This is a genomic window from Campylobacter sp. S4:11 (assembly GCF_024723695.1).
In the GTDB taxonomy this organism is placed as follows: domain Bacteria; phylum Campylobacterota; class Campylobacteria; order Campylobacterales; family Campylobacteraceae; genus Campylobacter_D; species Campylobacter_D jejuni_C.
This window is the reverse complement of record NZ_JANQDC010000001.1, coordinates 57,890-79,315: the sequence shown is the minus strand read 5'-3', so window position 1 is coordinate 79,315 and position 21,426 is coordinate 57,890. Positions and strand designations below refer to the sequence as shown.

22 protein-coding genes and 2 pseudogenes are annotated in these 21,426 nt (G+C 31.5%); 8 read left to right on the top strand and 16 right to left on the bottom strand.

From position 1 onward, the window contains the following. Positions 1-52: 52 nt before the first annotated feature. From CAMP5053_RS00420 to CAMP5053_RS00410, 3 genes are read right to left on the bottom strand one after another with little or no spacing between them, the layout of a single operon-like run. Positions 53-631 carry a cytolethal distending toxin subunit A gene (locus CAMP5053_RS00420; RefSeq protein WP_087699677.1) on the bottom strand — a complete coding sequence of 193 codons (579 nt, stop codon included), beginning with the start codon at positions 629-631 and terminating at the stop codon, positions 53-55. Between the two features lie 9 nt (positions 632-640). Further along, positions 641-1,447 carry a cytolethal distending toxin subunit B family protein gene (locus tag CAMP5053_RS00415; protein WP_214099977.1) on the bottom strand — a complete coding sequence of 269 codons (807 nt, stop codon included), beginning with the start codon at positions 1,445-1,447 and terminating at the stop codon, positions 641-643. A 9-nt stretch (positions 1,448-1,456) separates the two neighbouring features. After that, on the bottom strand, positions 1,457-2,263 hold the full coding sequence (locus CAMP5053_RS00410) for an RICIN domain-containing protein (RefSeq protein WP_087699680.1): 807 nt from the start codon (positions 2,261-2,263) through the stop codon (positions 1,457-1,459). Between the two features lie 150 nt (positions 2,264-2,413). Between CAMP5053_RS00410 and pepT the strand changes: the two genes are divergently transcribed. Beyond that, a complete protein-coding gene (gene pepT, locus CAMP5053_RS00405; RefSeq protein WP_337217057.1) occupies positions 2,414-3,640 on the top strand; it encodes a peptidase T in 1,227 nt (408 codons plus the stop codon). A 24-nt stretch (positions 3,641-3,664) separates the two neighbouring features. Here the strand turns inward: pepT and dcuC are convergent, their stop codons facing one another. Then, positions 3,665-4,957, bottom strand: a complete 1,293-nt coding sequence (dcuC, locus tag CAMP5053_RS00400) for a C4-dicarboxylate transporter DcuC (RefSeq protein WP_337217056.1) — start codon at positions 4,955-4,957, stop codon at positions 3,665-3,667. A gap of 9 nt (positions 4,958-4,966) precedes the next feature. Continuing rightward, complete coding sequence (gene pepE / locus CAMP5053_RS00395) at positions 4,967-5,671, bottom strand: dipeptidase PepE (protein WP_337217072.1); 705 nt, start codon at positions 5,669-5,671, stop codon at positions 4,967-4,969. Between the two features lie 119 nt (positions 5,672-5,790). Between pepE and surE the strand changes: the two genes are divergently transcribed. From surE to blaOXA, 4 genes are read left to right on the top strand one after another with little or no spacing between them, the layout of a single operon-like run. After that, a complete protein-coding gene (gene surE / locus CAMP5053_RS00390; RefSeq protein WP_337217055.1) occupies positions 5,791-6,564 on the top strand; it encodes a 5'/3'-nucleotidase SurE in 774 nt (257 codons plus the stop codon). Then, positions 6,557-7,210, top strand: a complete 654-nt coding sequence (locus CAMP5053_RS00385) for a ThiF family adenylyltransferase (RefSeq protein ID WP_257942006.1) — start codon at positions 6,557-6,559, stop codon at positions 7,208-7,210. Before surE ends, CAMP5053_RS00385 begins: the two co-directional genes overlap by 8 nt. Continuing rightward, on the top strand, positions 7,194-7,643 hold the full coding sequence (locus CAMP5053_RS00380) for a GNAT family N-acetyltransferase (RefSeq protein ID WP_337217054.1): 450 nt from the start codon (positions 7,194-7,196) through the stop codon (positions 7,641-7,643). Before CAMP5053_RS00385 ends, CAMP5053_RS00380 begins: the two co-directional genes overlap by 17 nt. Further along, positions 7,640-8,407 (top strand): OXA-493 family class D beta-lactamase, encoded by a 768-nt coding sequence (gene blaOXA, locus CAMP5053_RS00375; RefSeq protein ID WP_337217053.1) that lies wholly within the window; start codon positions 7,640-7,642, stop codon positions 8,405-8,407. The genes CAMP5053_RS00380 and blaOXA overlap by 4 nt, the downstream gene beginning before the upstream one ends. Here the strand turns inward: blaOXA and CAMP5053_RS00370 are convergent. The 4 genes from CAMP5053_RS00370 to CAMP5053_RS00355 are packed head-to-tail and all read right to left on the bottom strand — an operon-like array spanning position 8,381 to position 11,431. Continuing rightward, positions 8,381-9,079 carry a methyltransferase domain-containing protein gene (locus CAMP5053_RS00370; RefSeq protein WP_337217052.1) on the bottom strand — a complete coding sequence of 233 codons (699 nt, stop codon included), beginning with the start codon at positions 9,077-9,079 and terminating at the stop codon, positions 8,381-8,383. The genes blaOXA and CAMP5053_RS00370 overlap by 27 nt on opposite strands. Then, a complete protein-coding gene (locus CAMP5053_RS00365) occupies positions 9,064-9,690 on the bottom strand; it encodes a pimeloyl-ACP methyl esterase BioG family protein (RefSeq protein ID WP_337217051.1) in 627 nt (208 codons plus the stop codon). The genes CAMP5053_RS00370 and CAMP5053_RS00365 overlap by 16 nt, the downstream gene beginning before the upstream one ends. Further along, positions 9,687-10,811: an aminotransferase class I/II-fold pyridoxal phosphate-dependent enzyme gene (locus CAMP5053_RS00360; RefSeq protein ID WP_337217050.1), complete on the bottom strand. Its 1,125-nt coding sequence runs from the start codon at positions 10,809-10,811 to the stop codon at positions 9,687-9,689. The genes CAMP5053_RS00365 and CAMP5053_RS00360 overlap by 4 nt, the downstream gene beginning before the upstream one ends. After that, positions 10,811-11,431: a tetratricopeptide repeat protein gene (locus CAMP5053_RS00355; protein ID WP_337217049.1), complete on the bottom strand. Its 621-nt coding sequence runs from the start codon at positions 11,429-11,431 to the stop codon at positions 10,811-10,813. The genes CAMP5053_RS00360 and CAMP5053_RS00355 overlap by 1 nt, the downstream gene beginning before the upstream one ends. Positions 11,432-11,560: 129 nt before the next feature. Between CAMP5053_RS00355 and CAMP5053_RS00350 the strand changes: the two genes are divergently transcribed. Both CAMP5053_RS00350 and CAMP5053_RS00345 read left to right on the top strand, forming a co-directional pair. Continuing rightward, entirely contained in the window at positions 11,561-12,829 is a 1,269-nt protein-coding gene (locus CAMP5053_RS00350) for an adenosylmethionine--8-amino-7-oxononanoate transaminase (RefSeq protein ID WP_337217048.1), read from the top strand. A 54-nt stretch (positions 12,830-12,883) separates the two neighbouring features. Continuing rightward, a complete protein-coding gene (locus tag CAMP5053_RS00345) occupies positions 12,884-13,162 on the top strand; it encodes a hypothetical protein (protein WP_261544942.1) in 279 nt (92 codons plus the stop codon). On the opposite strand, the gene bioD is transcribed toward CAMP5053_RS00345, so the two are convergent. The 5 genes and pseudogenes from bioD to CAMP5053_RS08570 form a co-directional block, all read right to left on the bottom strand. Beyond that, complete coding sequence (gene bioD / locus CAMP5053_RS00340; RefSeq protein WP_337217047.1) at positions 13,159-13,722, bottom strand: dethiobiotin synthase; 564 nt, start codon at positions 13,720-13,722, stop codon at positions 13,159-13,161. The two genes, CAMP5053_RS00345 and bioD, sit on opposite strands and share 4 nt — an antisense overlap. 7 nt (positions 13,723-13,729) lie before the next feature. After that, positions 13,730-14,044 carry a DMT family transporter gene (locus CAMP5053_RS00335; protein WP_087699706.1) on the bottom strand — a complete coding sequence of 105 codons (315 nt, stop codon included), beginning with the start codon at positions 14,042-14,044 and terminating at the stop codon, positions 13,730-13,732. Continuing rightward, positions 14,044-14,391, bottom strand: a complete 348-nt coding sequence (locus tag CAMP5053_RS00330; RefSeq protein WP_087699708.1) for a DMT family transporter — start codon at positions 14,389-14,391, stop codon at positions 14,044-14,046. Before CAMP5053_RS00330 ends, CAMP5053_RS00335 begins: the two co-directional genes overlap by 1 nt. Positions 14,392-14,454: 63 nt before the next feature. Further along, a pseudogene (locus tag CAMP5053_RS08575) lies at positions 14,455-14,856 on the bottom strand (methyl-accepting chemotaxis protein); the annotation flags it as partial. A gap of 936 nt (positions 14,857-15,792) precedes the next feature. After that, positions 15,793-16,449: pseudogene (locus CAMP5053_RS08570) on the bottom strand (cache domain-containing protein); the annotation flags it as partial. Between the two features lie 185 nt (positions 16,450-16,634). On the opposite strand from CAMP5053_RS08570, the gene CAMP5053_RS00320 reads away from it, so the two are divergent. Next, positions 16,635-17,669 (top strand): isoaspartyl peptidase/L-asparaginase family protein, encoded by a 1,035-nt coding sequence (locus CAMP5053_RS00320; RefSeq protein WP_087699711.1) that lies wholly within the window; start codon positions 16,635-16,637, stop codon positions 17,667-17,669. Here CAMP5053_RS00320 and CAMP5053_RS00315 read toward each other — a convergent pair. After that, a complete protein-coding gene (locus CAMP5053_RS00315) occupies positions 17,666-18,088 on the bottom strand; it encodes a Sua5 YciO YrdC YwlC family protein (RefSeq protein ID WP_087699713.1) in 423 nt (140 codons plus the stop codon). The two genes, CAMP5053_RS00320 and CAMP5053_RS00315, sit on opposite strands and share 4 nt — an antisense overlap. Next, positions 18,085-21,348 (bottom strand): carbamoyl-phosphate synthase large subunit, encoded by a 3,264-nt coding sequence (carB, locus tag CAMP5053_RS00310; protein ID WP_214099988.1) that lies wholly within the window; start codon positions 21,346-21,348, stop codon positions 18,085-18,087. Before carB ends, CAMP5053_RS00315 begins: the two co-directional genes overlap by 4 nt. Positions 21,349-21,426 lie beyond the last annotated feature (78 nt).

Here is a 21,426-nt window from a genome sequence, read left to right as displayed (position 1 = left end):
ATATTACTTTAAGAAAAGTAAAAATTTACTTGCTAAAATAGCAAGTAAATTTTTAATAAAGCGGAGTTGCTTCAACGATAGCAGGAGTAAAAAACATTAATTCATAAAGTTCCAAAAATAAAGCAGGATCATCAAGAGTACATTGTTGAATTCCAAAACGCTGTTCAATAGGAACTTGAGGATTATTAAATACTACCATACATTCTACACCCCCAAGCACTAAAGAGCGAATTTGTACAGCAGAAGTAGTAGTTGGCATAATAGAATAAACCGTTTCTAATTTTCCATCTTCTAAATCCTGTTTGCAAGATTTTCCACCAAAAAAACCACTTTCTAATATAGCTAAACACAAATCATCATCACTTGGATTTACAAATTGCACATAACCAAAAGGAAGTTTATCTGCCAAAGTATCTTTTTGTTTTAATTCTTCGCTAAGTACAATTTCTCTTAGAATCCAGTTTTGATCTTCTAATTTTGTTGAACTATCCCTAAATGGACTTAACGAAATTCCTGTTTCAAGCGATCTTATAGCAAACATAGGGGTAAAATCTGGTAAATCTCCTTGCGAAGGAGGCGCACCAAAAGAAAAACCAATATATGCAAATAATAAAAATATAATTTTTTTCATCACAAACTCCTAAAATCTTCTAAAATTTACTGGAAAATGATCTGAAGCTAAAAAACTCCTTAATCCAGCTAATGCTAAAACAGCAGCAAAAGCAGGTGGAGTATAAAGTGCACCTTGATTTGAATTTCCGGTAATTGCATAATCAATTATATTGCCACTAGTTTGTGTAAAAGAAGGCGGTGATACTATATTAACACGCGATCTTAAATCCGGATCAAGTAATCCTATAAGATTATTAGGTGTTCTATTAAAATCACCCATAATCATCCAATTAATTTGTGGCATATTTCTAAAATGCATATCCACTGCCGTTACAATAGCACCTGCATCATTGCCACCTCTTGCTAAAGCGTGTATACTAAAAAATACATCATTTCCTATACGAATTCCTATAATAGGTCTTGAAGCAACAGTTGGGGGAGGTAAAACTATAACCTCATCAGCTTGTCTTCTACTAACTATAGCCATATTAACACGATTTGCTCCAACATCTACCCTAGAATAATATATAAAAACAGAATTTGGACGCGACAAAGAGCCCAAATTCCATTCATATTCATGAATAGGAATACCTACCCCTGGTGGCTGAACCTGTCTTGGAGTCATCATTGCAGTAGAAGGTAAAACTCCAGCTTCTTGCACTGCTAAAACATCTAAAGGATTATCTCCAGTTACCAATTGTCTTATACTAATATTCCATTTACTTTCAGTTGATGCTGATGATCCTTGTAAATTCCAAGTTCCTACATTATAATCATCTAAAGCGCTAAAAGCCAAGCTCACACTAAAAATAAAAGATAATATTATTTTTTTCATATTCTTCTCCTATTTTCCCATATAAGGGGTTTTTGCTGTGAAAGTTGGTACAGTTATATACCATTGTCTGTCTAAATTTTTCTCCCCTTTTTTTACACAATCAGTTAAATATATATTATAAAAACTAAAATCAAACTCATGCATTACATCTTTTACCGGAGTTTGAATACACTGTTGCGTTGCAAAATTTTGAATTTGAAAAGACCCATTACTCATAGGAAAAAATTTCCAAAATTGTGCGTAATTACTTTGATCACAAGGATAATGTACTATACCATTTCCGTAAGCATTTAAGCAAGTATTAGTTTTTGCGTTCTTAATCATAACCATATCATTTGGAAATTCTATAAGTTGCCAAACCCTAGCATCGCCAAAAGGTTTACTATTATATAAATTATAACCCCAAATCCAATTTCCAGCAGCTAAAGCCCATACAGTTAACGCAGCTCCATTTGGATTCATAATAGTAACAAAATCACTCGGAAAACCTCTATTTTCAAACACCGAGCTCTCACTAAAATTCCCAGTTGATGTCAATCTTGGTAAAGGACCTTTTATAGCATTATTACCTTTAAAAGTATTTGTTTTTATAAGCGGTGGATCTAAAGGCACAGCTGGAACTATATCTTTACCTTCTACTAAAGCTGGAATTGTTTGCTTTGCAGGTGGTGTTGGATTTTTACCTATTTTTAAAGGATCAGTATCATTTATATTACCAAAAGAGCGTCCTAAAGGATTTAATTGTTCCTTAGAAGAACACCCCATAAGAAATGCTATAAACGCGATCAACATCATCGCAAATTTAATTTTATGCATTTTTCCTCCTTGAATTTTTAAGTTTGAATATATTAACATAATTTTAAAACATTTTGATAAAAAATATCATTAATAGCTTTTCTTGATTTTATTAAGTATTTAAAAAATGAATTGTTATAATTTATTAATTTTAATCTAAAAGGAAAAATTATGGATATTGTTCAAAGATTTATAAACTACACTAAGATTAATACCACTACAAATAGAGAAAATGGCGCTAAAGGCATTATGCCATCAAGTCCTAATCAAATGGAGCTTGCAAAATTGCTTGAAAAAGAATTACAAGAACTAGGTTTAAAAGACATCAAAAGAAGAGAAAACACCATCACCACAGCTCTTTTACCAGCAAACACTCCAAATGCTCCCAAAATAGCCTTTTTTGCGCATTTAGATACAAGTATGGAACAAACCAACAATACCAAAGCACAAATCACTAAGTATCAAGGTGGGGATATATGCTTAAATAAAAACTTAGATCTTTATCTAAAAGAAAGTGAATTTAAAGAGCTTAAAAACTACATAGGAGATGATATTATCCACACCGATGGCACAAGCTTGCTTGGAGCTGATGATAAAGCAGCCATTGCAGCGATTATGGATATGCTTGAATTTTTTGTTAAAAATCCTGATATTAAACATGGCGATATTTATGCTTGCTTTTTACCTGATGAAGAGCAAGGCTTAAGAGGAGCAAAAGCTTTTGATATAAAAGAAATTAATGCTGATTTTGGGTATTGTTTAGATTGCTGTGAGATAGGAGAGTTTATTTATGAAAATTGGAATGCAGGAGATTGTGAAGTAGAATTTATAGGAAAATCCGCTCATCCTATGAGCGCCAAAGGAAAATTAGTTAATTCTTTACTTTTAGCACACAAATTTATCTCTATGCTTCCAAATGGCGAAGCACCTGAATATACAGAAAATAAAGAAGGATATTTTTGGGTTAAAGAACTCCAAGGAAATAGCGCTAAAACTATTTTAAAAATAGATATTAGAGAATTTGATGATGAAAAATACAAACAAAGAATGCAATTTTTACAAGATTTAAACGATAGTTTTAAAAAGTTATACGGAGAAGAAAGAATTAACATTAAGCTTAATGATCGTTATAAAAATGTCTTTAATAGTCTAAAAACAACCAAATCTTTACCTATTAAACTTGCTTTACAAGCTTATGAAAATTTAAATATCAAAACTAAAATCATTCCTATGCGTGGAGGATACGATGGAGCAGTGCTTTCAGAAAAAGGCTTGCCTTGTCCAAATATCTTTACTGGAGCACATAATTTTCACTCTATTTATGAGTATTTACCTGTTAAATCTTTAAAAGCAGCGAGTAAAGTTATACAAGAAATCATCATCCTAGCTGCAAAATAAATTTAAGCCTTTTAAGGCTTAAATTTATAATAACACAAAAGCAATTACAATTACAGAAACAACACAACCTAAAGCAGTTCTTTTAACAATTTCTAAAGGACTAACCCCTGCTATAGCTGAAACGATAATACAAGCTCCTAAAATAGGCGAAAGGTATCTTCCAAGCACTGCTGACATTGCCACTGCAGTACCAAGTTTAACTTGATTAAAACCAAGATCTTGAGCATGAATAGTTACAGCCTTATTAAAGGCCATAGCAGCAGCATCACCACTACCTGTAACCATAGCCATTAAAAATGGTATAAAAGTTCCACCAAAACGCACATAATGTTGTTCATTTTTAAGCCATTCTATGATGATATCAATTACCCCGCATGCTTTTAAACCTGCAACAAAAACACTAGCAGCTATGATAATCCCTATAATCTCTGCATAAGATTTTCCCATACCATTAAAAAACTCTTTAAAAATACTATCAGGCTTACTCATAGTTACTACTAAAGCTATAATCGCTCCCAAAAGCATGGCTTCAGCAACTCCAACTTCTTTTGTCCATGTTAAAAACTCATAATCATTTAAAGGACTTGCGCCTATAATTAGCACAATTAAAGGCACTAAAGGCATAAGTGCATAAAATACATTTACTTTTTCAATATTATCTTCAGTCTTACTTTGATTAGCCGCTTCAAAAACTTGCCCTTTTTGATAGTCTTTAAAAATCACTGCCATAATCATCAAAGAAATCATCACTATTACTCCTGCCGTTAATGCATTTGGAGTTTGAGTTAAAACAATTTCTTGTATATTTTTCCCTGAAATTTCAGAAATCAAAGCCGTATGAGAAACACCTGGACTTAAAATTCCTCCTATAGTTCCACAAAGCACCGTTGTTGCTGCCATAGCAGGTTTTATACCTGAAGCCATTAAAAGCGGTATCAAAGTCGCACCAACTGCAGCTGAACATCCTGCTGCTGAAGGTATAGCTATAGCGATGAAAAAAGTCACCATAAAAGCAAGCGGGATTAAGAAAAATCCTACATTTTTCAAAGGTGTTGTAAGTAGTTTAACCAAATGCTTATCACACCTAGTCACTTTCATCACAAAAGCAAAGCCCATGCTTGCACAAATTGCCTTAATCAAAGCAGGTTGCACCATAGCATGCGTAAAAGCACTCAAAGCTTCAATGGGCTTAAGTGAAATCAAACATAAAATAAAACCAACACTAATTAAAGCTGTTTTTGTTTCTACTTTTTTAATAAGCAAATAAACCACAGCCACAATACCAAAAATCGCAGCTAAAAGATAAAAAGTTTGCATTTTTCTCCTTTAGATTTTAGTTATTTGATTGACTTTTAAATATTCCACATTAAAAGGATAGCTTAGCTTTAGCACATCATGATGACCTATGATTTTTAAGCTATCATCTTGCACTTTTAATGCAGAACCCTCCGGTATAGCATAAACAATGTCTTTTGGGTTAGCTAATAAAAACTCTTCCAAGCGCTCCTCTCTGCTTTCTCCATTATGGCCAGGAATTTTACCACTAATAAAATGCGGGTTGATTTGATAAGGAAAAACCCCTAAACTATCAAAACTTTTTGGCATAACAATAGGCATATCATTAGTTGTTTTTATGCTAAGTCCTGCTATATTTGAGCCTGCACTCCAACCCATATAACAAGCTCCTTTTTCAATACGTTCTTTTAACACTTCAAGCAAATCATTTTCATATAATTTATGCAAAAGCATAAAGCTATTGCCTCCACCTACTAAAAAAACTTTTGCATTTAAAATTGCTTCTTTTAAATTTTCAAAATGGTGTAATGATTTGATATTATCTTTTTTCAAGCCTTCTTTTACCCTAGCTTCATAAGCATCATAAGTCCTTCTAACACCCGCATAAGGTATAAAAAGAATTTCTTCATCTTTCATGGAATTTTCTTTTAAAAAATCATCTATAAATTCTCTAGTATGACTTAGATACGCACTATCTTTATAACCAGAAGCACTAAAAAGCAAAAGTTTTGACATCATTCTTTCCTTTAAAAAATTAATCAAAACTATAATTTTAATATTTAAAAAATGAAAAAACAATTTAGCAATAAAAAATATTGTATTACTTGTGTTAAAATTTAAAAAAAGGAAAAAACATGAAAGAAATTTTAATAACAAACGATGATGGCTATGAAAGTGAAGGCTTAAAAAAGCTTATTAAAATGCTAAGAAAGCATTTTAAAGCTAAAATTACCATAGTAGCTCCTGCTAGTGAAAAATCAGCATGCTCGCACTCCATAACACTAACCAAACCTTTGAGATTTCACAAGGTTGGTAAAAGATTTTACAAGCTTGATGATGGCACACCTGCAGATTGCGTTTATCTTGCTTTGCATGCTTTATATAAAAAGCGTTTGCCTGATCTTGTCATAAGTGGAATCAATAAAGGAGCTAATGTAGGCGAGGATATCACTTACTCAGGAACTTGCGCAGGTGCTATGGAAGCTGTACTTCATGGAATTCCTGCCATTGCTTTATCACAATTTTACAAAGATAGCCAAAAAGAGCTTGATTATAAACTTGCTTTAAAGCTTACTAAAAAAATAGTCAAAAATATCTTTGAAAAAGGCTTTCCTTTAGATAAAAAAGAATTTTTAAATATCAACTTTCCTTCTAGTAAAACAGCCTTTCAGGGCTTAAAAATTTGCAAAGCAGGCAAAAGAATTTATAGTTATGAAGCACACTCAAATACAAATCCAAGAGGTATAGAATACTACTGGCTAGCTGCTGCTAATCTTGATCATGAAAATGAAAAAGACTCAGACATAGCACTTTTAAAACAAGGTTATGCCACAATAACCCCTATAATGCTTGATCTAACAGCTTATAAACAAATGAAAAATCTCAAAAAATGGATGAAAAATGGATAGATACACGCGTATAAAATGGCTTGTTAATGAAGATAATTTTATTAAATTTCAAAATACCAAAGTTTTAGTTTGTGGTTTGGGTGGAGTTGGTGGAATTTGCGTTGATGCGCTTTTTAGAAGTGGCTTTAGCAATCTAACCTTAATCGATGCGGATAAATTTGAAACTACTAATCAAAACCGCCAGCTTCATAGTGAAAATATAGGCGCAGAAAAAGCTAAGGTTTTTGAACGCATTTACAATGCCAAAGGTATAGTTAGTAAAATCGATGATGAGTTTTTGAAAAGTTTTGATCTAAGTGAGTTTGATTTAATCATTGATGCGATTGATGATATACCTGCTAAGGTTGCTTTGGCTAATTTGGTTGATTTGAAAAAACAAATTTTTATCTCATCAACCGGTGGAGCTAGAAAGCTTGATCCAACGCGTATTAAGACGACAAGCATATTTAAAACTCACGGCGATGCCCTAGCTAAAAAATTCCGCTATGAGCTTAGAAAATCAGGCTTTAAAGGAGACTTTGATGTGGTATTTTCAGATGAAGAAGCTCATTGTAAAGATCTTGGCTCATTTATGGGTGTGACAGCCTCTTTTGGGCTTGCTTTAGCTTCTTTGGCTTTAAGGAAAGTGCTTGATAAGAAAGCTTGATATAAAAGACTTAGCTTCTTGTATCAAGCTTTTTAAGCAAAGCGTATCTACTCTTTGTAAAAATGATTATACAAAAGAGCAAATTCATGCTTGGATTAATATAGACCAAAAAGCTTGGGAGGAAAAATTTCAAAATCAACTAGGCTTTGTTTATGAAGAAAAAGGCCAAATCATATCTTTTATAAGTATAAATTTAGAAGAAAAAACACTCGATCTTTGCTTTACTCATGCAAACTATGCTCATCAAGGTTATGGTAAAGCTTTATTAGAATTTGCTCTTAAAAACTACCCTTATAGTGAAATTTATACTTTTGCTAGCCTTAGTGCTAAAAATTTCTTTTTAAAAGCAGGATTTAAAATCATCAAAGAAAACATTGCTATAAGAGATCAACAAGAATTAAAAAATTTCTTCATGAAAAAGGAAATAAATTGAAAAAAATACTTTTACTTTTTAGCCTTTTTTGCTCTTTTACTTTGGCAAATGAAAATTTAGAAAATCTTTTTAAAGATTACAATGAAAGTGGAGTTTTTATAGCTTATGATGGCAAAAATTATTATAGTAATGATTTTAAAAAAGTAAACAAACGCATTCTACCTGCCTCTACTTTTAAAATTTTCAACGCCCTAATCGCACTTAATGAAGGTATTGTGAAAAATACTAATGAGATTTTTTATCATTACAAAGGCGAAAAAGTATTTTTACCCTCTTGGAAAAATGACGCAAATTTAGCCCTAGCTATGCAAAGATCTCAGCTACCTGCTTATAAAGAACTAGCTAAAAAAATAGGCTTGGAAAAAATGCAAAAAAACCTAAATAAACTCAACTATGGCAACCAAAAAATAAGTAAAATCGATGAATTTTGGCTTGATGATTCTTTGCAAATTAGTCCTAAAGAGCAATCTGTTTTACTTTTTAAACTTGCAAATTTAGCACTAGATTATCCTAAAAATATACAAAAAGAAATTATAAATATAATAAAACTTAGTGAAAATGATCATTATGAGTTTTTTGCAAAAACAGGCTGGGGAAAAGAAAAATACGGACAAATCGTAGGTTTTATAAAAGACAAAAAAACTCATCAAATTTATGCTTTTGCTTTATGTATGGATATAAGTGATTTTAATAAACTTTATCTAAGAGAAAAGTTGGCAAAAAAATATCTATCAAATTTAATAAACTTGACACATAAAAAATAAAGGATGATAAGTCAAGGTATTTTGAAATTCTTTTTCATAGTTTTTTAAAAATGCCTTGCTTATGAAAAATTTTTCACTCAAAGCATTAACCCCGCTTAATTTCAAATGCCTAAAAAGCTCTAAAGTATGATCAAATTTTAGCTCTTTTAATTCTTCTTTTGCCTTTATGATCTTAAATTTTTTAGAAAGCTTTTGTGTAATTTGCTCTAAAGTTAAATATTCAAGTGATAAATTAGTGCTTTGCTTTATTTGAGTGAAATTTTTTTCTCCAAAAGTAGAAAAAAGCAAAATCCCATTTTTATTTAACATATTTGCAAGATTTTCTAAAAGCTCATCTATCTTTAGCCACTGCATACAAGCATTTGAAGCTATAAGATCAAATTTTTTCGTATAAAAATGATGATTTTTAAGCTCATTCATATCAAAAACACCAAATTCATCAAACTTACAAGGATTTTCAAAAGTATAAATATCATTTAAAAAATAATGCTTAAATTTAACACACTCTTGCAAAGCCTTACTAAAAACCCCTACTCCACAGCCAAACTCAAATACCGCTTTAAAATCGCTCAAATCATTCTCACTAAGCATTTTACAAAGCTCCTTAGCCATGGCTTTTTGAACAGGTGTATTTGCACTATAAGTGTCTTTTGCTCTTATGAAAGTTTGCAAAGTGCTTCCCAAGTGTGGTATTTAAAAAATGCAAAATGTGGCTCATCGATAAACATTGCCTTTTCTTTGAAAAAATTTAAAACATGCTTTGGTGGAAAGATCTTATCATCTTTACTAATTATGGCTTTATCCCAAGTGAAATTTTCGTTTAAATCCTTAGTACAAAACTCATATAAACTTAAAAGTTCTTCTTTTAAATACTCATTTTTTTCAAAATAAAATTCATCGCTCAAACTCATTCTTTTTTCAAGCAAATTTGTTTTAAAATCCTCTAAAGCAAATCTTTTTATCGTAAGTTTAAAAATGGCTTTTTTGATCCCAAATTCATCATCTATAGGTAAATTTGTACCATTTATGGCTATTTTTTTATCAAATTTCATATCTTTTAAAATTTTACTCGCCACACAAACTCCCATAGAAAAGCCAACAAGAGTGATTTTTTCAAATTTATGAAGATCAAATTCCCAATCAAAACTCGTATAATCATACACCATTAAAACATTTACATCACTTTTTAAATGCGTAAAATGGCTAAAATGCGAGCAAAATCCTGAAAAAAATAAAATCAACTCAGATGAATTTGCATTTTCATGTAAAAAATGAGTTTTCAAAGTACCTCCAAAACCTTTTCTAAGTCTTTTTTTACTAAACTAGCATGCAAAGAAAAGCGAATTCTAGCTGTATTTTTAGCCACGGTTGGCTCTTTAATAGCAGGTGCAAAAATACCATTTTCTAAAAGCTTTTGTGAAATTTCACTAGCTAGTACATTTTGTCCTAAAATAAAAGATATCACATAAGCCTCACCTAAAACTGCACCTTTACTTGCTAAAGCATTTTTAAACCAAGCACTTAACTCTAAAAGCTTTTTTCTTTGAGCATTAAATTCATGCAAATGCTTAAAAACATGCAAAGTCCAAGCTACATTGATAGGTGCAATAGCAGTTGAGTATATAAAGGCTCTTGCTTTGTTGATAAAAAAATCTTTTTCATCACTTATCATGCAAGCTCCCATAGAAGCTACGGCCTTACCAAAGGTAAAAACTAAAAAATCCACTTCCTTTTCTAAGCCTAAAAATTTCACATAACCCAAACCATCATCATTAAAACACCCTATGCTATGAGCTTCGTCAATGTAAATTTTGATATTTTTAAATTCTTTTTTTAATTTTATGAATTCTTTTATAGGTGCAAAATCTCCATCCATGCTAAATAAAGCTTCACTTATGATGATGATATTTTCAAATTCTTTATGGTGTTTTTGCACTAAGCTTTGTAAATGCTTTATATCATTGTGTTTAAATCTTATAAATTTAGCCCCGCCAAGCCTTAAACCATCAATGATACTTGCATGCACTTGTTTATCTGCTAAAAACAAAGTATTTTTAATGCTTGCTAAAGCTTGCAAACAGCTAACATTTAAAGCATAGCCGTTGTTAAAATGCAAGATTTTTCTGCCTAATTTAGCTTCTAAAAAGCTTTCAAATTCATCAAAAATCGCATAATTTCCACTCAAGCTTCTTGAACTTAAACTAGAAAATTCAAATTCTTTTAAATGTGTTAAAAAATCTTGCTTTAATGCTTTTTCATTGCTTAAATTTAAATAATCATTGCTCGCTAAATTTAGTAATTTTTGCCCATTATAAATAACATATTTTCCCTCATGCCCTAATGAGCGTAAAATTCTAAAATTATCTTGTTGTTTTAACTCATCTAAAATTTGTGCAATTTGCATTATTGTTTAAGCCTTGCGTAAGCTTGACAACCTAAATCATCTTTTAAATCACAAGCTTTACCAAAATATTCTAAAGCCTTAGAAGTATCTTTTCTAACGCCTTTTCCAAGTGCATATATAGCTCCGAGATTAAAACAGCCATTTCCATTATTTAAGTCGCATGCTTTTTGATATAATTCTGCTGCTTTAAAATTATCCTTTTTTACACCTTGTCCATTTGCATACATTACACCTAGATTAAAACAACCCAAGCCTTTTTCTAAACTACATGCTTTTTGATATAATTCCACTGCTTTGAAATTATCTTTTCTTACACCATAACCATTTCTATGCATAAAACCAAGATTAGAACAGCCATCTCCACTATTTAAACTACATGCTTTTTGATACAATTCCACTGCTTTGAAATTATCCTTTTTTACACCTTGTCCATTTGCATACATGAAACCAAGATTAGAACAGCCATTTCCACTATTTAAATCACAGGCTTTTTTATAATACTTCATAGCATTTATATAATCACCACTCTCATAGGCTTTAATTCCTTTTTCAACCAAATCCTCTTGTGAGTATGCAAAATTTAAAAATAAAATCGCTAAGATAATCAAAACTTTTTTCATACTTTACCTTTAAGTTTAAGATAAAAAGCTAATTATATAAATGTTTTCTAAATAATCCTTTTTCATTTTAAAGCATAAATTTGAGTAAAAATTGTAGTATCATTAGTAATAAAAATCAAAGAAGTAAAAATGAATTTAAAAGAACTAGACTTAAAATACATTTGGCACCCTTGCACACAAATGAGCGATCATGAGTTTTTACCTTTAATACCTATAAAAAAGGCTAAGGGAGTGTATTTGTATGATTTTGATGAAAAATCCTACATAGACTGCATTAGCTCTTGGTGGGTAAATATCTTTGGCCATTGTAATGAATATATCAATGAAAAAATCAAAGATCAACTTCAAAATTTAGAGCATGTTATACTTGCAGGCTTTTCGCATGAGCCTATCATAAAGCTTTCGCAAAGACTTTGTGAGCTTTTGCCTTTTGATAAATGCTTTTTTGCAGACAATGGTAGTTCAGCCATAGAAGTGGCTTTAAAAATGAGTTTTCAATACCACTTAAACAATGGCTCTAAAAAAGATAAATTCCTATCACTTAGCAATTCTTACCATGGTGAAACCTTAGGCGCATTAAGCGTTGGTGATGTAACACTTTATAAAAAAACCTATGAGCCTTTACTTTTAAAAAGTATCACAACGCCTGTTCCAACAAGCAAAGACTATACAAAAGAACTTGAAATTTTAGAAAGTATTTTAAAAAATCATCATCATGAAATTTGTTCTTTTATACTCGAGCCTTTACTTCAATGTGCGGGCAATATGCATATGTACGAGCTTGGGTATTTAGATGAGGCAGTTAAACTTGCTAAAGATTATGGCGTGCAAGTGATATTTGATGAAATAGCTACGGGGTTTGGACGCACAGGGGAAATGTTTGCGCTTGATTATTGCTCACAAAGCATTGATTATATATGTCTTTCTAAAGCTATCACGGGTGGGTATTTACCACTTTCAGTGGTGCTTACTAAAGAGGAAATTTATGAGAAATTTTATGATAGCTATGAGAGCCAAAAGGCCTTTTTACACTCTCACTCTTACACAGGTAATGCTCTAGCTTGTGCGGCGGCTAATGCGACTTTGGATATTTTTGAAAAAGAAAATATCATCACAAAAAATAAAATCAAAAGTGCTTTTATAAAAACTCAATGGGAGAGTTTAAAAGAATTTGACTTTTTAGGAAATTTTAGAAATTTAGGCATGGTAAGTGCATTTGATATACAAAAAAGCAAATATCAAAGAGCAGGACTTGAAGTCTTTCAAAGAGCCTTAGAAAAAGGATTGCTTTTAAGACCACTTGGAAATACAATCTACTTCATGCCACCATATGTTATAAATGAAGATGAGATTGCTTATGTAGTAGAGTCTTTAAGAGAGATTTTTGATAAATTCTAATTTTAATTAACTTTAAATTAATATAATAAAAATAAATAATAAAAAGGATAATCAATGATGAGAGAAATTAATCAAAATGCTTTTTTTGATGAACTACTTGTAATGTATCTTTATAAGAAAGGAACTGTTAGTACGCGTGATATTGAAAACTTATTTGGCAATGAATATGACTTTCAAAATTCCAACAATCCGATTTCAAATCGAGGCAACAAGGTAACTTATATAAATAAAGACTATATAGAATATGACGAAATTGCAAGAGAATTGAAAATTACAGAAAAAGGTAAAGAATATATAAGAAATAAGTTTCCACCGAAACCGAGAAGAAATTAATAAATAATTTTCAAAAGTTTTTCACACACTTTATCATCAAATTCTATGATAGGAATTTTAGCATAATTACTTATAAAATCCTTGCTAAAAGTATCTTGGGTTTTTAAGATTAAAGCAAGGATTTTAATATCTCTTTGTTTTAGTGCTTCTATACTTAAAAGCGTGTGATTGATACTTCCTAGATAGTCTTTTGCAACTAAAATCGTAGGGTGCTTAAACGCACTCATATAATCAATCATTGTTTTTTCATCATCAAGGGGCGAAAAAAGCCCACCAGCTAACTCGATAATGAGTTTTTCACTTTGTGGAATTTGTATATCAAAAGCTTTATAGCTTAAATTTTCTAAAATCCTACCTTTATGTGGTGAAGCAGGGGTTTGCAAAAACACACCTTCTTTGAAAATCTTAGTTTTTGGGCTAAATTGAGCTACTACCTCACTATCTTTTGGCATACCTGCTTGAATAAGCTTAAAATAATCAAAACCCAATTCCTTACAAATTCTAGCACTTAGATAAGTTTTGCCAACATCTGTGTCTATACCGCTAATGTATATTTTCATTTTAAACCTATGAAAGTATTTTTAAACCCACGGTGCAAGCAATGATAAGAGCGATCAAAAAAAGCTTTAAAAAGCTTTTGCTTTCTTTATAAAAAAGCACCCCTATGATAACCCCACCTGCAGTTCCAGCTCCTGTCCATATAGAATAAGCCACACTCATAGCAATACTTTGCATGCTAAGGCTTAAAAATCCAAATGAAAAAGCAAAACATACTATCAAAGCTAAAAGGTAAAGCTTATTTTTAGTGCTTACAAGTTGCTTCATAATAATCACACCAAAAATTTCAAAAGCGGTCGCTAAAAATAAAAAAAACCATTCCATTATTTAGCTTCCTTGCTAATGATTTTAAGGCCTATGATACTTAAAAGCAAAATGGCTATTAAAGTAAGCTTGGTAATAGAGCTTGGCTCATTGAAAATAAACATCTCATTAAGCACCACTCCAACCGTGCCAATACCTACAAAAACACTATAAGCAATACTTACTTCAAGTCTTTCACAAGCTTTCAAAAAACATGTAAAAGATATACACACCCCAATGGCTGTTAAAGCATAATGCCAAATTTCAGTTGAGTATTTTAAGCCACTCACCCAAAAACACTCAACCAAACCACCTAAAATCACCATAAACCAACCAAAATTAGAGCTTATTTTTGTTCTTTCTATCATAATCTACCTTTTTTCAAAAGCGCAAATTATAGCTAAATTTACAAAACAATAAGCTCTATAAAATTAAATTTTCTTACTTTCTACCTCTTTTAATATAGATTGAGATATGTTTCCTACAGCTTTGGTAGCTTCATTTGTGAAATTAGCAATTTCTACATTTTCCTTTGTAACATCTTCTAAATTAACTATAGCATCATTAATTTGAGTAATACTCTGTGTTTGCTCTTGCATTGATATAGAAACATCATTAACACTTTGAACTAAAATATTAACATTGGCTTCTATCTCCCCTAAGCTTTTCTCTGTTTTTTCAGCTAAATGACGTACCTCATCTGCCACCACCGCAAAACCTCTGCCATGTTCACCCGCACGTGCAGCTTCAATAGCTGCATTTAAAGCTAGCAAATTAGTTTGATCTGCTATATCTTTAATCACATTCACAATTTCTTTGATATTATCAGCTTGTGTTACTACTTCTTTTGTTTTATCCCCCACATTTTGCATGGAAATATTGATCTGATCTACCGCGTGTATTGATTTTTCAAGTGATTGAGATTGAGAGTGTGTCCCATCTACTAATTTTTGCATAGATTCTTCTAGTTTTACACTTTGCAAAGTTAGTTCTTTTGCAAAAGTAGAGGAAGAAATAAGCATTTTTTTAATTTCATCACCTAAAACATTTGTTGTAATTTCTACATTACCTTTTGCATTCTGAACCTGTGTTGAAAAGTCTAATGCCTTATAACTTTCAAGCACTCTATCAAGCTCATTGATGTTAGATCCTACTTTTTCTTCTAAAACTTTTAGCATTTCATTTAGAATATTTTTCAATTCAATAAGTTGTGGATTTACTGGGTTTTTTTCAATTCTAACAGATAAATCTCCTAATTCTATTTTCTTAACTTTTTGCACACTTTCCATCACTGCTTCTTGATCTTTGTGTAAATTACTTTGAGTATTTGCAATACTTTCGCTAATTTCACGTGCTATAATTGAAAATTCATCATTTCCTTTAAGATTAATCTTTATAGAATCCATTTGTTTTTTATAATTTAAACTATCAAAAAAACTCTCTAATGTATTTTTAATAATAATAATCTTTTTAAGAAAATAATCTATCATTCCTCCTAAAATAGCAATAATAATCAACACAAACATTATTCCAAAAACAATTTGTGTTATCAAAAGCTTATTGAAAATATTGTCATAATCTTTCAATGAATTTGCAGAACACAACATCATTCCATTTGTAGTGTTTAAACATACAGCTACACGTTTATCATTTTTCAATGTATATTCAATCAAATTTGTTGGTTCATTAGGTGTTAGTCTTGCTACTTCTATAAACATTTTAATAGCATTTGCTATTTCGGTTTCTTTGTTAATATCAATATATCCTGAAGAATGTGCTATTAAATTTCCTTTATCATTTATTAAAAATACACTATTACTTGGTGTTATTTTTAACCCCTCAAAAGCCTTTCGCATATCATCAAGAAAAATTTCACCTGCCAATACCCCTAAGAATTTTCCATTTATCTCTATAGGAGCTGTTATAGATACAACCATTTTTTTAGTCACAACATCCACAAATGGATCTGAAATATTAATTTTTTTAGTATCTTTTGTAAGTTTATACCAATCCCTTGTTCTAGCATCAAATCCATCTTTTTCTTGATTTAAAAAGAAATGCTTTCCTTTAGAATTAATATCCACATCAATTAAACTTCCATCCTTTTCATACCCAACATAAATAGCCGTAAAAGAGTATAAAGTAAAAACATGCTCTAAAAAACCAGCGATATAATCTTCACTCAAATCTTTATTGGAAGTAATACTTTGAGTTATTTTTTCTATATCTTCTTTCTTAGAATTAAAATAAAGCTCGGTAAAACTTCTACCATTTTTGACACTTTCTTGTTTTCCATGTGTAATACTTTGTAAAATATCTCTTTTAGAAGAATAATAATTTAACCCCACAAAAACCCCAAAACCTATACACAAAATCAAAGCAGTATATATAGAAATTCTTCTTGCAATAATTGTTTTAAATATCATTTTACCTCCAATTTAACATAGTTATGTCTATTGTAATATAACTATATAAAATATTATCTTTATATTAAATATTTTACAGAAAATATAAATTATTTGTTTTGTTTTTTCACATTTATTATTTTAAATTAATTTTTATTTAATATATATTTAATATAATACATAGCTTACAAAAAAAGGAGATAAATATGAAATTTTTAGCAGGTAGCAAAAAAGCTTTATTAGTATTAGCTAGTTTAGCATTTTTAACAAGCAATAATACTTTTGCAAAAGATTTTGAGCCTATTATCGTTATACACGGTGGGACAAGTGGCTTAGGACTTACTAAAGAAGAATTTACCAAAAGAGAAAAGGTAATGAAAGAATCTTTAAAAGCGGGTCAAAGCATACTTGAAAAAGGAGGAAGCTCGGTTGATGCAGTTATAGCTGCCATTAAAGTAATGGAAGATAGTCCTGAATTTAATGCTGGAAAAGGCGCTGTTTTTACTTCTGATGGATTTAATGAACTTGATGCATCTTTAATGGATGGAAAAAATTTAAAAGCAGGTGCAGTTGCTATGGCTAGGACGATTAAAAATCCTATAGAAGCAGCAAGACTTGTTATGGAAAAAACACCTCATACTTTAATAGCGGGAGAGGGAGCAGATAAATTAGCCAAAAAACATGGCTTAGAAATAGTAGGACAAAAATACTTCTTTACAGAACACAGATACAAACAACTTCAAGAAGCTAAAAAAAGCAAGGAGGTTTTATTAGATAGTGACAAAGCCAAAGCTCATCTTGGTGTAAGCACTGAGCCATATTTAGGCACAGTAGGTGCAATAGCTTTAGACAAAAATGGCAACCTAGCAGCAGGTACAAGCACAGGTGGCACTACAAATAAAATGACAGGACGCATTGGGGATTCTCCTATCATAGGGGCAGGAAATTATGCAAATAATGACTCAGTAGCAATTTCTTGCACAGGGACAGGTGATATTTACATAAGAGTAGCTGCAGCTCATGAAGTTGCATCTTTGTATAAATACAAAAAACTTTCAGTGCAAAAAGCAGCTGAAGAAACTATCAAACAAGTTGCAAAACTTGGTGGCACAGGTGGAATCATCTCTATAGATAAAAATGGAAAAGTTGGTTATGCTTGGACTAAAGATAAACTTGGAATGTATCATGGACAAGCAAAAATCGGCGAAGAGCCAAAAGTATTTTGGCCGCTTGGAAATTAACGCAGTTTAACTTTTTTAACGCCTCGAAGTTTAAAAATCTTTGAGGCTCCACTTTCAAAAAACTTTTCATCTACTATTTTATCTGCATTTTGCATAGCCCAATTTAGATCAAATTTTTTTCCATGAAGATTTGCAGAAGTAGAATAAAGCCAATCAAACTCTTTTAAAAATTCCTCATGAGCACAATCTTTTACAACGCGTATTGCTTTAGAATTAGGATATAAAAAAGTAGTTTTTTTGGATTTTCTAATAGTATTTTTAAAATGATTTGGTACTCTTGTAAGTTTTTTAAGCTCACCAAATTTAGCTGTGGTAATCAAACAATCTTGGCTTAAAGGCCTTTTTTTTAAAGTATTAAGGGCTTTTAAGTCCTTGCTTAAAAACCCTGCTGTTGTATCAGTTTGAGCAAGATAAATCATGCTTTTAAGTATTCTTGTAAACTCTTTACTTCAAGACACGATTTATTTTGTATAGCTTTAATCGCTTTAGCACCTGCATACGCTGCTCTTAGGTTTGTAAAATACGGAGTTTTAAAGCGTAAAATATTTGCTCTAATTTTTTTAGTATCACCTCTAAAACTATGCTCATCGCTAGTATTAATAGCAAGTTGAATTTGAGAATTTTTTAACTTATCCTCTACATTTGGACGTCCTTCAGAAATTTTATGCACAAACTCACACTCCAAACCTGCTTCTTGTAAAATTTTATAAGTTCCACTTGTAGCAATGATTTTAAAACCTAGCTTAATGTATTCATTAGCTAAATCTACTGCATATTTTTTATCTTGCTCTCTTAATGATAAAAACACATTACCACTTTCTGGTAAGAAATTTGAAGAAGCAAGTTGGCTTTTTGCATAAGAGTTTTCAAAGTCTTTACTTACCCCCATAACCTCACCGGTTGAGCGCATTTCAGGCCCAAGCTCAAGGTCACTTCCACTAAGCTTGGCAAAAGGAAATACCACTGATTTTACGCTAATGTGTTTTGGTTTTTTAGCTCTTAAAATTCCATTTTTTTCCTCTACCACTTTAAAGGTATCATAAAATTTCAAACTTTCTCTTAAATTTCCTTGCCACATCACGCGGGTTGCAACCTTAGCTAAAGGAATTCCTGTAGCCTTGCTCACAAAAGGCACAGTTCTACTAGCTCTTGGGTTTACTTCTATCATATAAAGTTTATTATCATGGATAGCAAATTGTATATTTAAAAGCCCTACTACTCCTAAATTTAAAGCAATATCTTTTGTTTTTTGCTCAATCATTTCAAGCATAGCTTCATCAATATTTACAGCAGGTAAAGAACAAGCACTATCGCCTGAGTGAATTCCTGCTTCTTCAATATGCTCCATAATACCTGCTACATAAACTTCTTTTCCATCACTTATTGCATCTACATCAAGTTCGGTTGCATTGTCTAAGAATTGATCAATTAATACCGGAGATTTATCACTCACATCTACGGCTTCTTGCATATAAAGCCTAAGCTCGCTCTCATCATGCACCACACGCATTGCACGACCACCCAAAACATAGCTTGGTCTAACAAGCACAGGATAACCTATCTCATTTGCTTTTATAATCGCTTCTTCAACGCTTATAGCTGTGCCATTTTTAGGTTGATTTATGCCTAGATCTTCAATAAATTTAGCAAATTTCTTTCTATCTTCAGCTAAATCTATCACCCTTGCACTTGTTCCTATGATCTTTGCTCCAAAAGCACTAAGGCGTTTTGCAAATTTAAGCGGAGTTTGACCACCAAAATGCACTATCACTCCATCTGGTCTTTCTCTATCAATAACCGCTCTTAAATGCTCAAAATCAATCGGCTCAAAGTATAAAATATCACTTGTATCATAATCTGTTGAAACCGTTTCTGGATTACAATTATACATTATAGTTTTTACGCCCATATCTTTTAGAGCAAAAGAAGCATGCACACAAGCATAATCAAACTCAATGCCTTGTCCTATGCGGTTTGGCCCACCACCTATAATCATTACTTTTTTATCTTTTTTATCTTTACTTTCTTTTACTTGTGTAGCTTCATTTGCATTAATACTTGAGTATAAATACGGGGTTAGCGCTTCAAATTCTCCCGCACAAGTATCTACTTCGCTATATTGAGCGATGATTTTATGTTTAATTCTTGCATAATAAATATCATTTTGGCTTAGCTCAAGATTATCTTTTTGATTAATCAAACTAGCGATTTTTTTATCTGAAAAACCTAAGGTTTTAGCTTTTCTTAATAGTTGTTTATTGCTTAAAATATCCATATCTATTTGATTTTCAAATTCCACTATTTCTTTGATTTGATTTAAAAACCAAGGATCTATTTTGCAAAGCTCAAAAAGCTCTTGTGTGCTAAAACCTTCCCTAAAAGCTTGTGCTATATAAAGCAAGCGTTTTTCATTAGCTTGGCGAATTTTTGCCAAAAGCTCATTTTTATCACATTCTATAGTATCAAACCCGCTTAAATTTCTCTCAAGTGAGCAAAGTGCTTTTTGAATGCTTTCTTTAAAAGTTCTCCCTATAGCCATAACCTCACCCACACTTTTCATAGCAGTGCCAAGCTCTGTGTTTGCATTTGGGAATTTTTCAAAAGTAAAACGAGGAATTTTAGTTACGATATAATCAATTACCGGTTCAAATGAAGCAGGAGTTCCTGTGATATCATTTTTAATCTCATCTAAACTAAATCCAACTGCTAAAAGCGTAGCTACCTTAGCTATAGGATAGCCCGTAGCTTTACTAGCTAAGGCTGAAGATCTTGAAACCCTAGGATTCATTTCAATAACTATCATTCTACCATTAGTTGGATTGATAGCAAATTGCACATTTGATCCGCCTGTATCTACTCCGATTTCTCTTAGAATCGCAAAAGAAGCATTACGCATTGCTTGGTATTCTTTATCAGTCAAAGTTAAAGCAGGAGCTATAGTAATAGAATCGCCCGTATGAACCCCCATAGGATCAACATTTTCAATAGAGCAAACGATAATACAATTATCATTTTTATCTCTGATAACCTCCATTTCGTATTCTTTCCAACCAAGCAAGCTTTCTTCGATTAAAATTTCATGGATAGGGCTTAGCGCTAAAGCGGTATTTGCAAGTTCTGCAAACTCATCCATATTATACACCACGCCACTTCCTGCACCACCTAAGGTAAAAGAAGCTCTAATCATCAAAGGAAAACCAATCTCATCAACAGCTTTTAAAGCTTCTTCATAATTATACGCATACATAGATTTTGGCAAATCCATACCAATTTTTTTCATACATTCTTTAAAAACTTGTCTATCTTCGCCTTTTTTTATCGCTTCAGGGTTTGCACCTAAAAATTTTACATCTGCAAGCTCACCACTTTCATAAACTTCCATAGCAACATTCAAAGCAACTTGACCACCCATAGTAGGTAAAATCGCATCGATTTTTTCTTTTTTGATAATACTTAGAATACTTTCTTTGGTAATTGGTTCTATGTAAGTTGCATCAGCAAATTCAGGATCTGTCATAATCGTAGCTGGATTAGAATTAATCAAAACTACTCTATAACCTAGCTCTTTTAAGGTTTTTGCTGCTTGAGTCCCTGAGTAATCAAACTCACAAGCTTGACCTATAACGATAGGCCCACTGCCTATTAATAATATATTTTTTATATCTGTTCTTTTTGGCATGTATTTTCCTAAGCTGAATTTTTAGCCAAATTATAACAAATATAAGTTTTTTAGAAGTTGAATTTAACAAAGAATTTA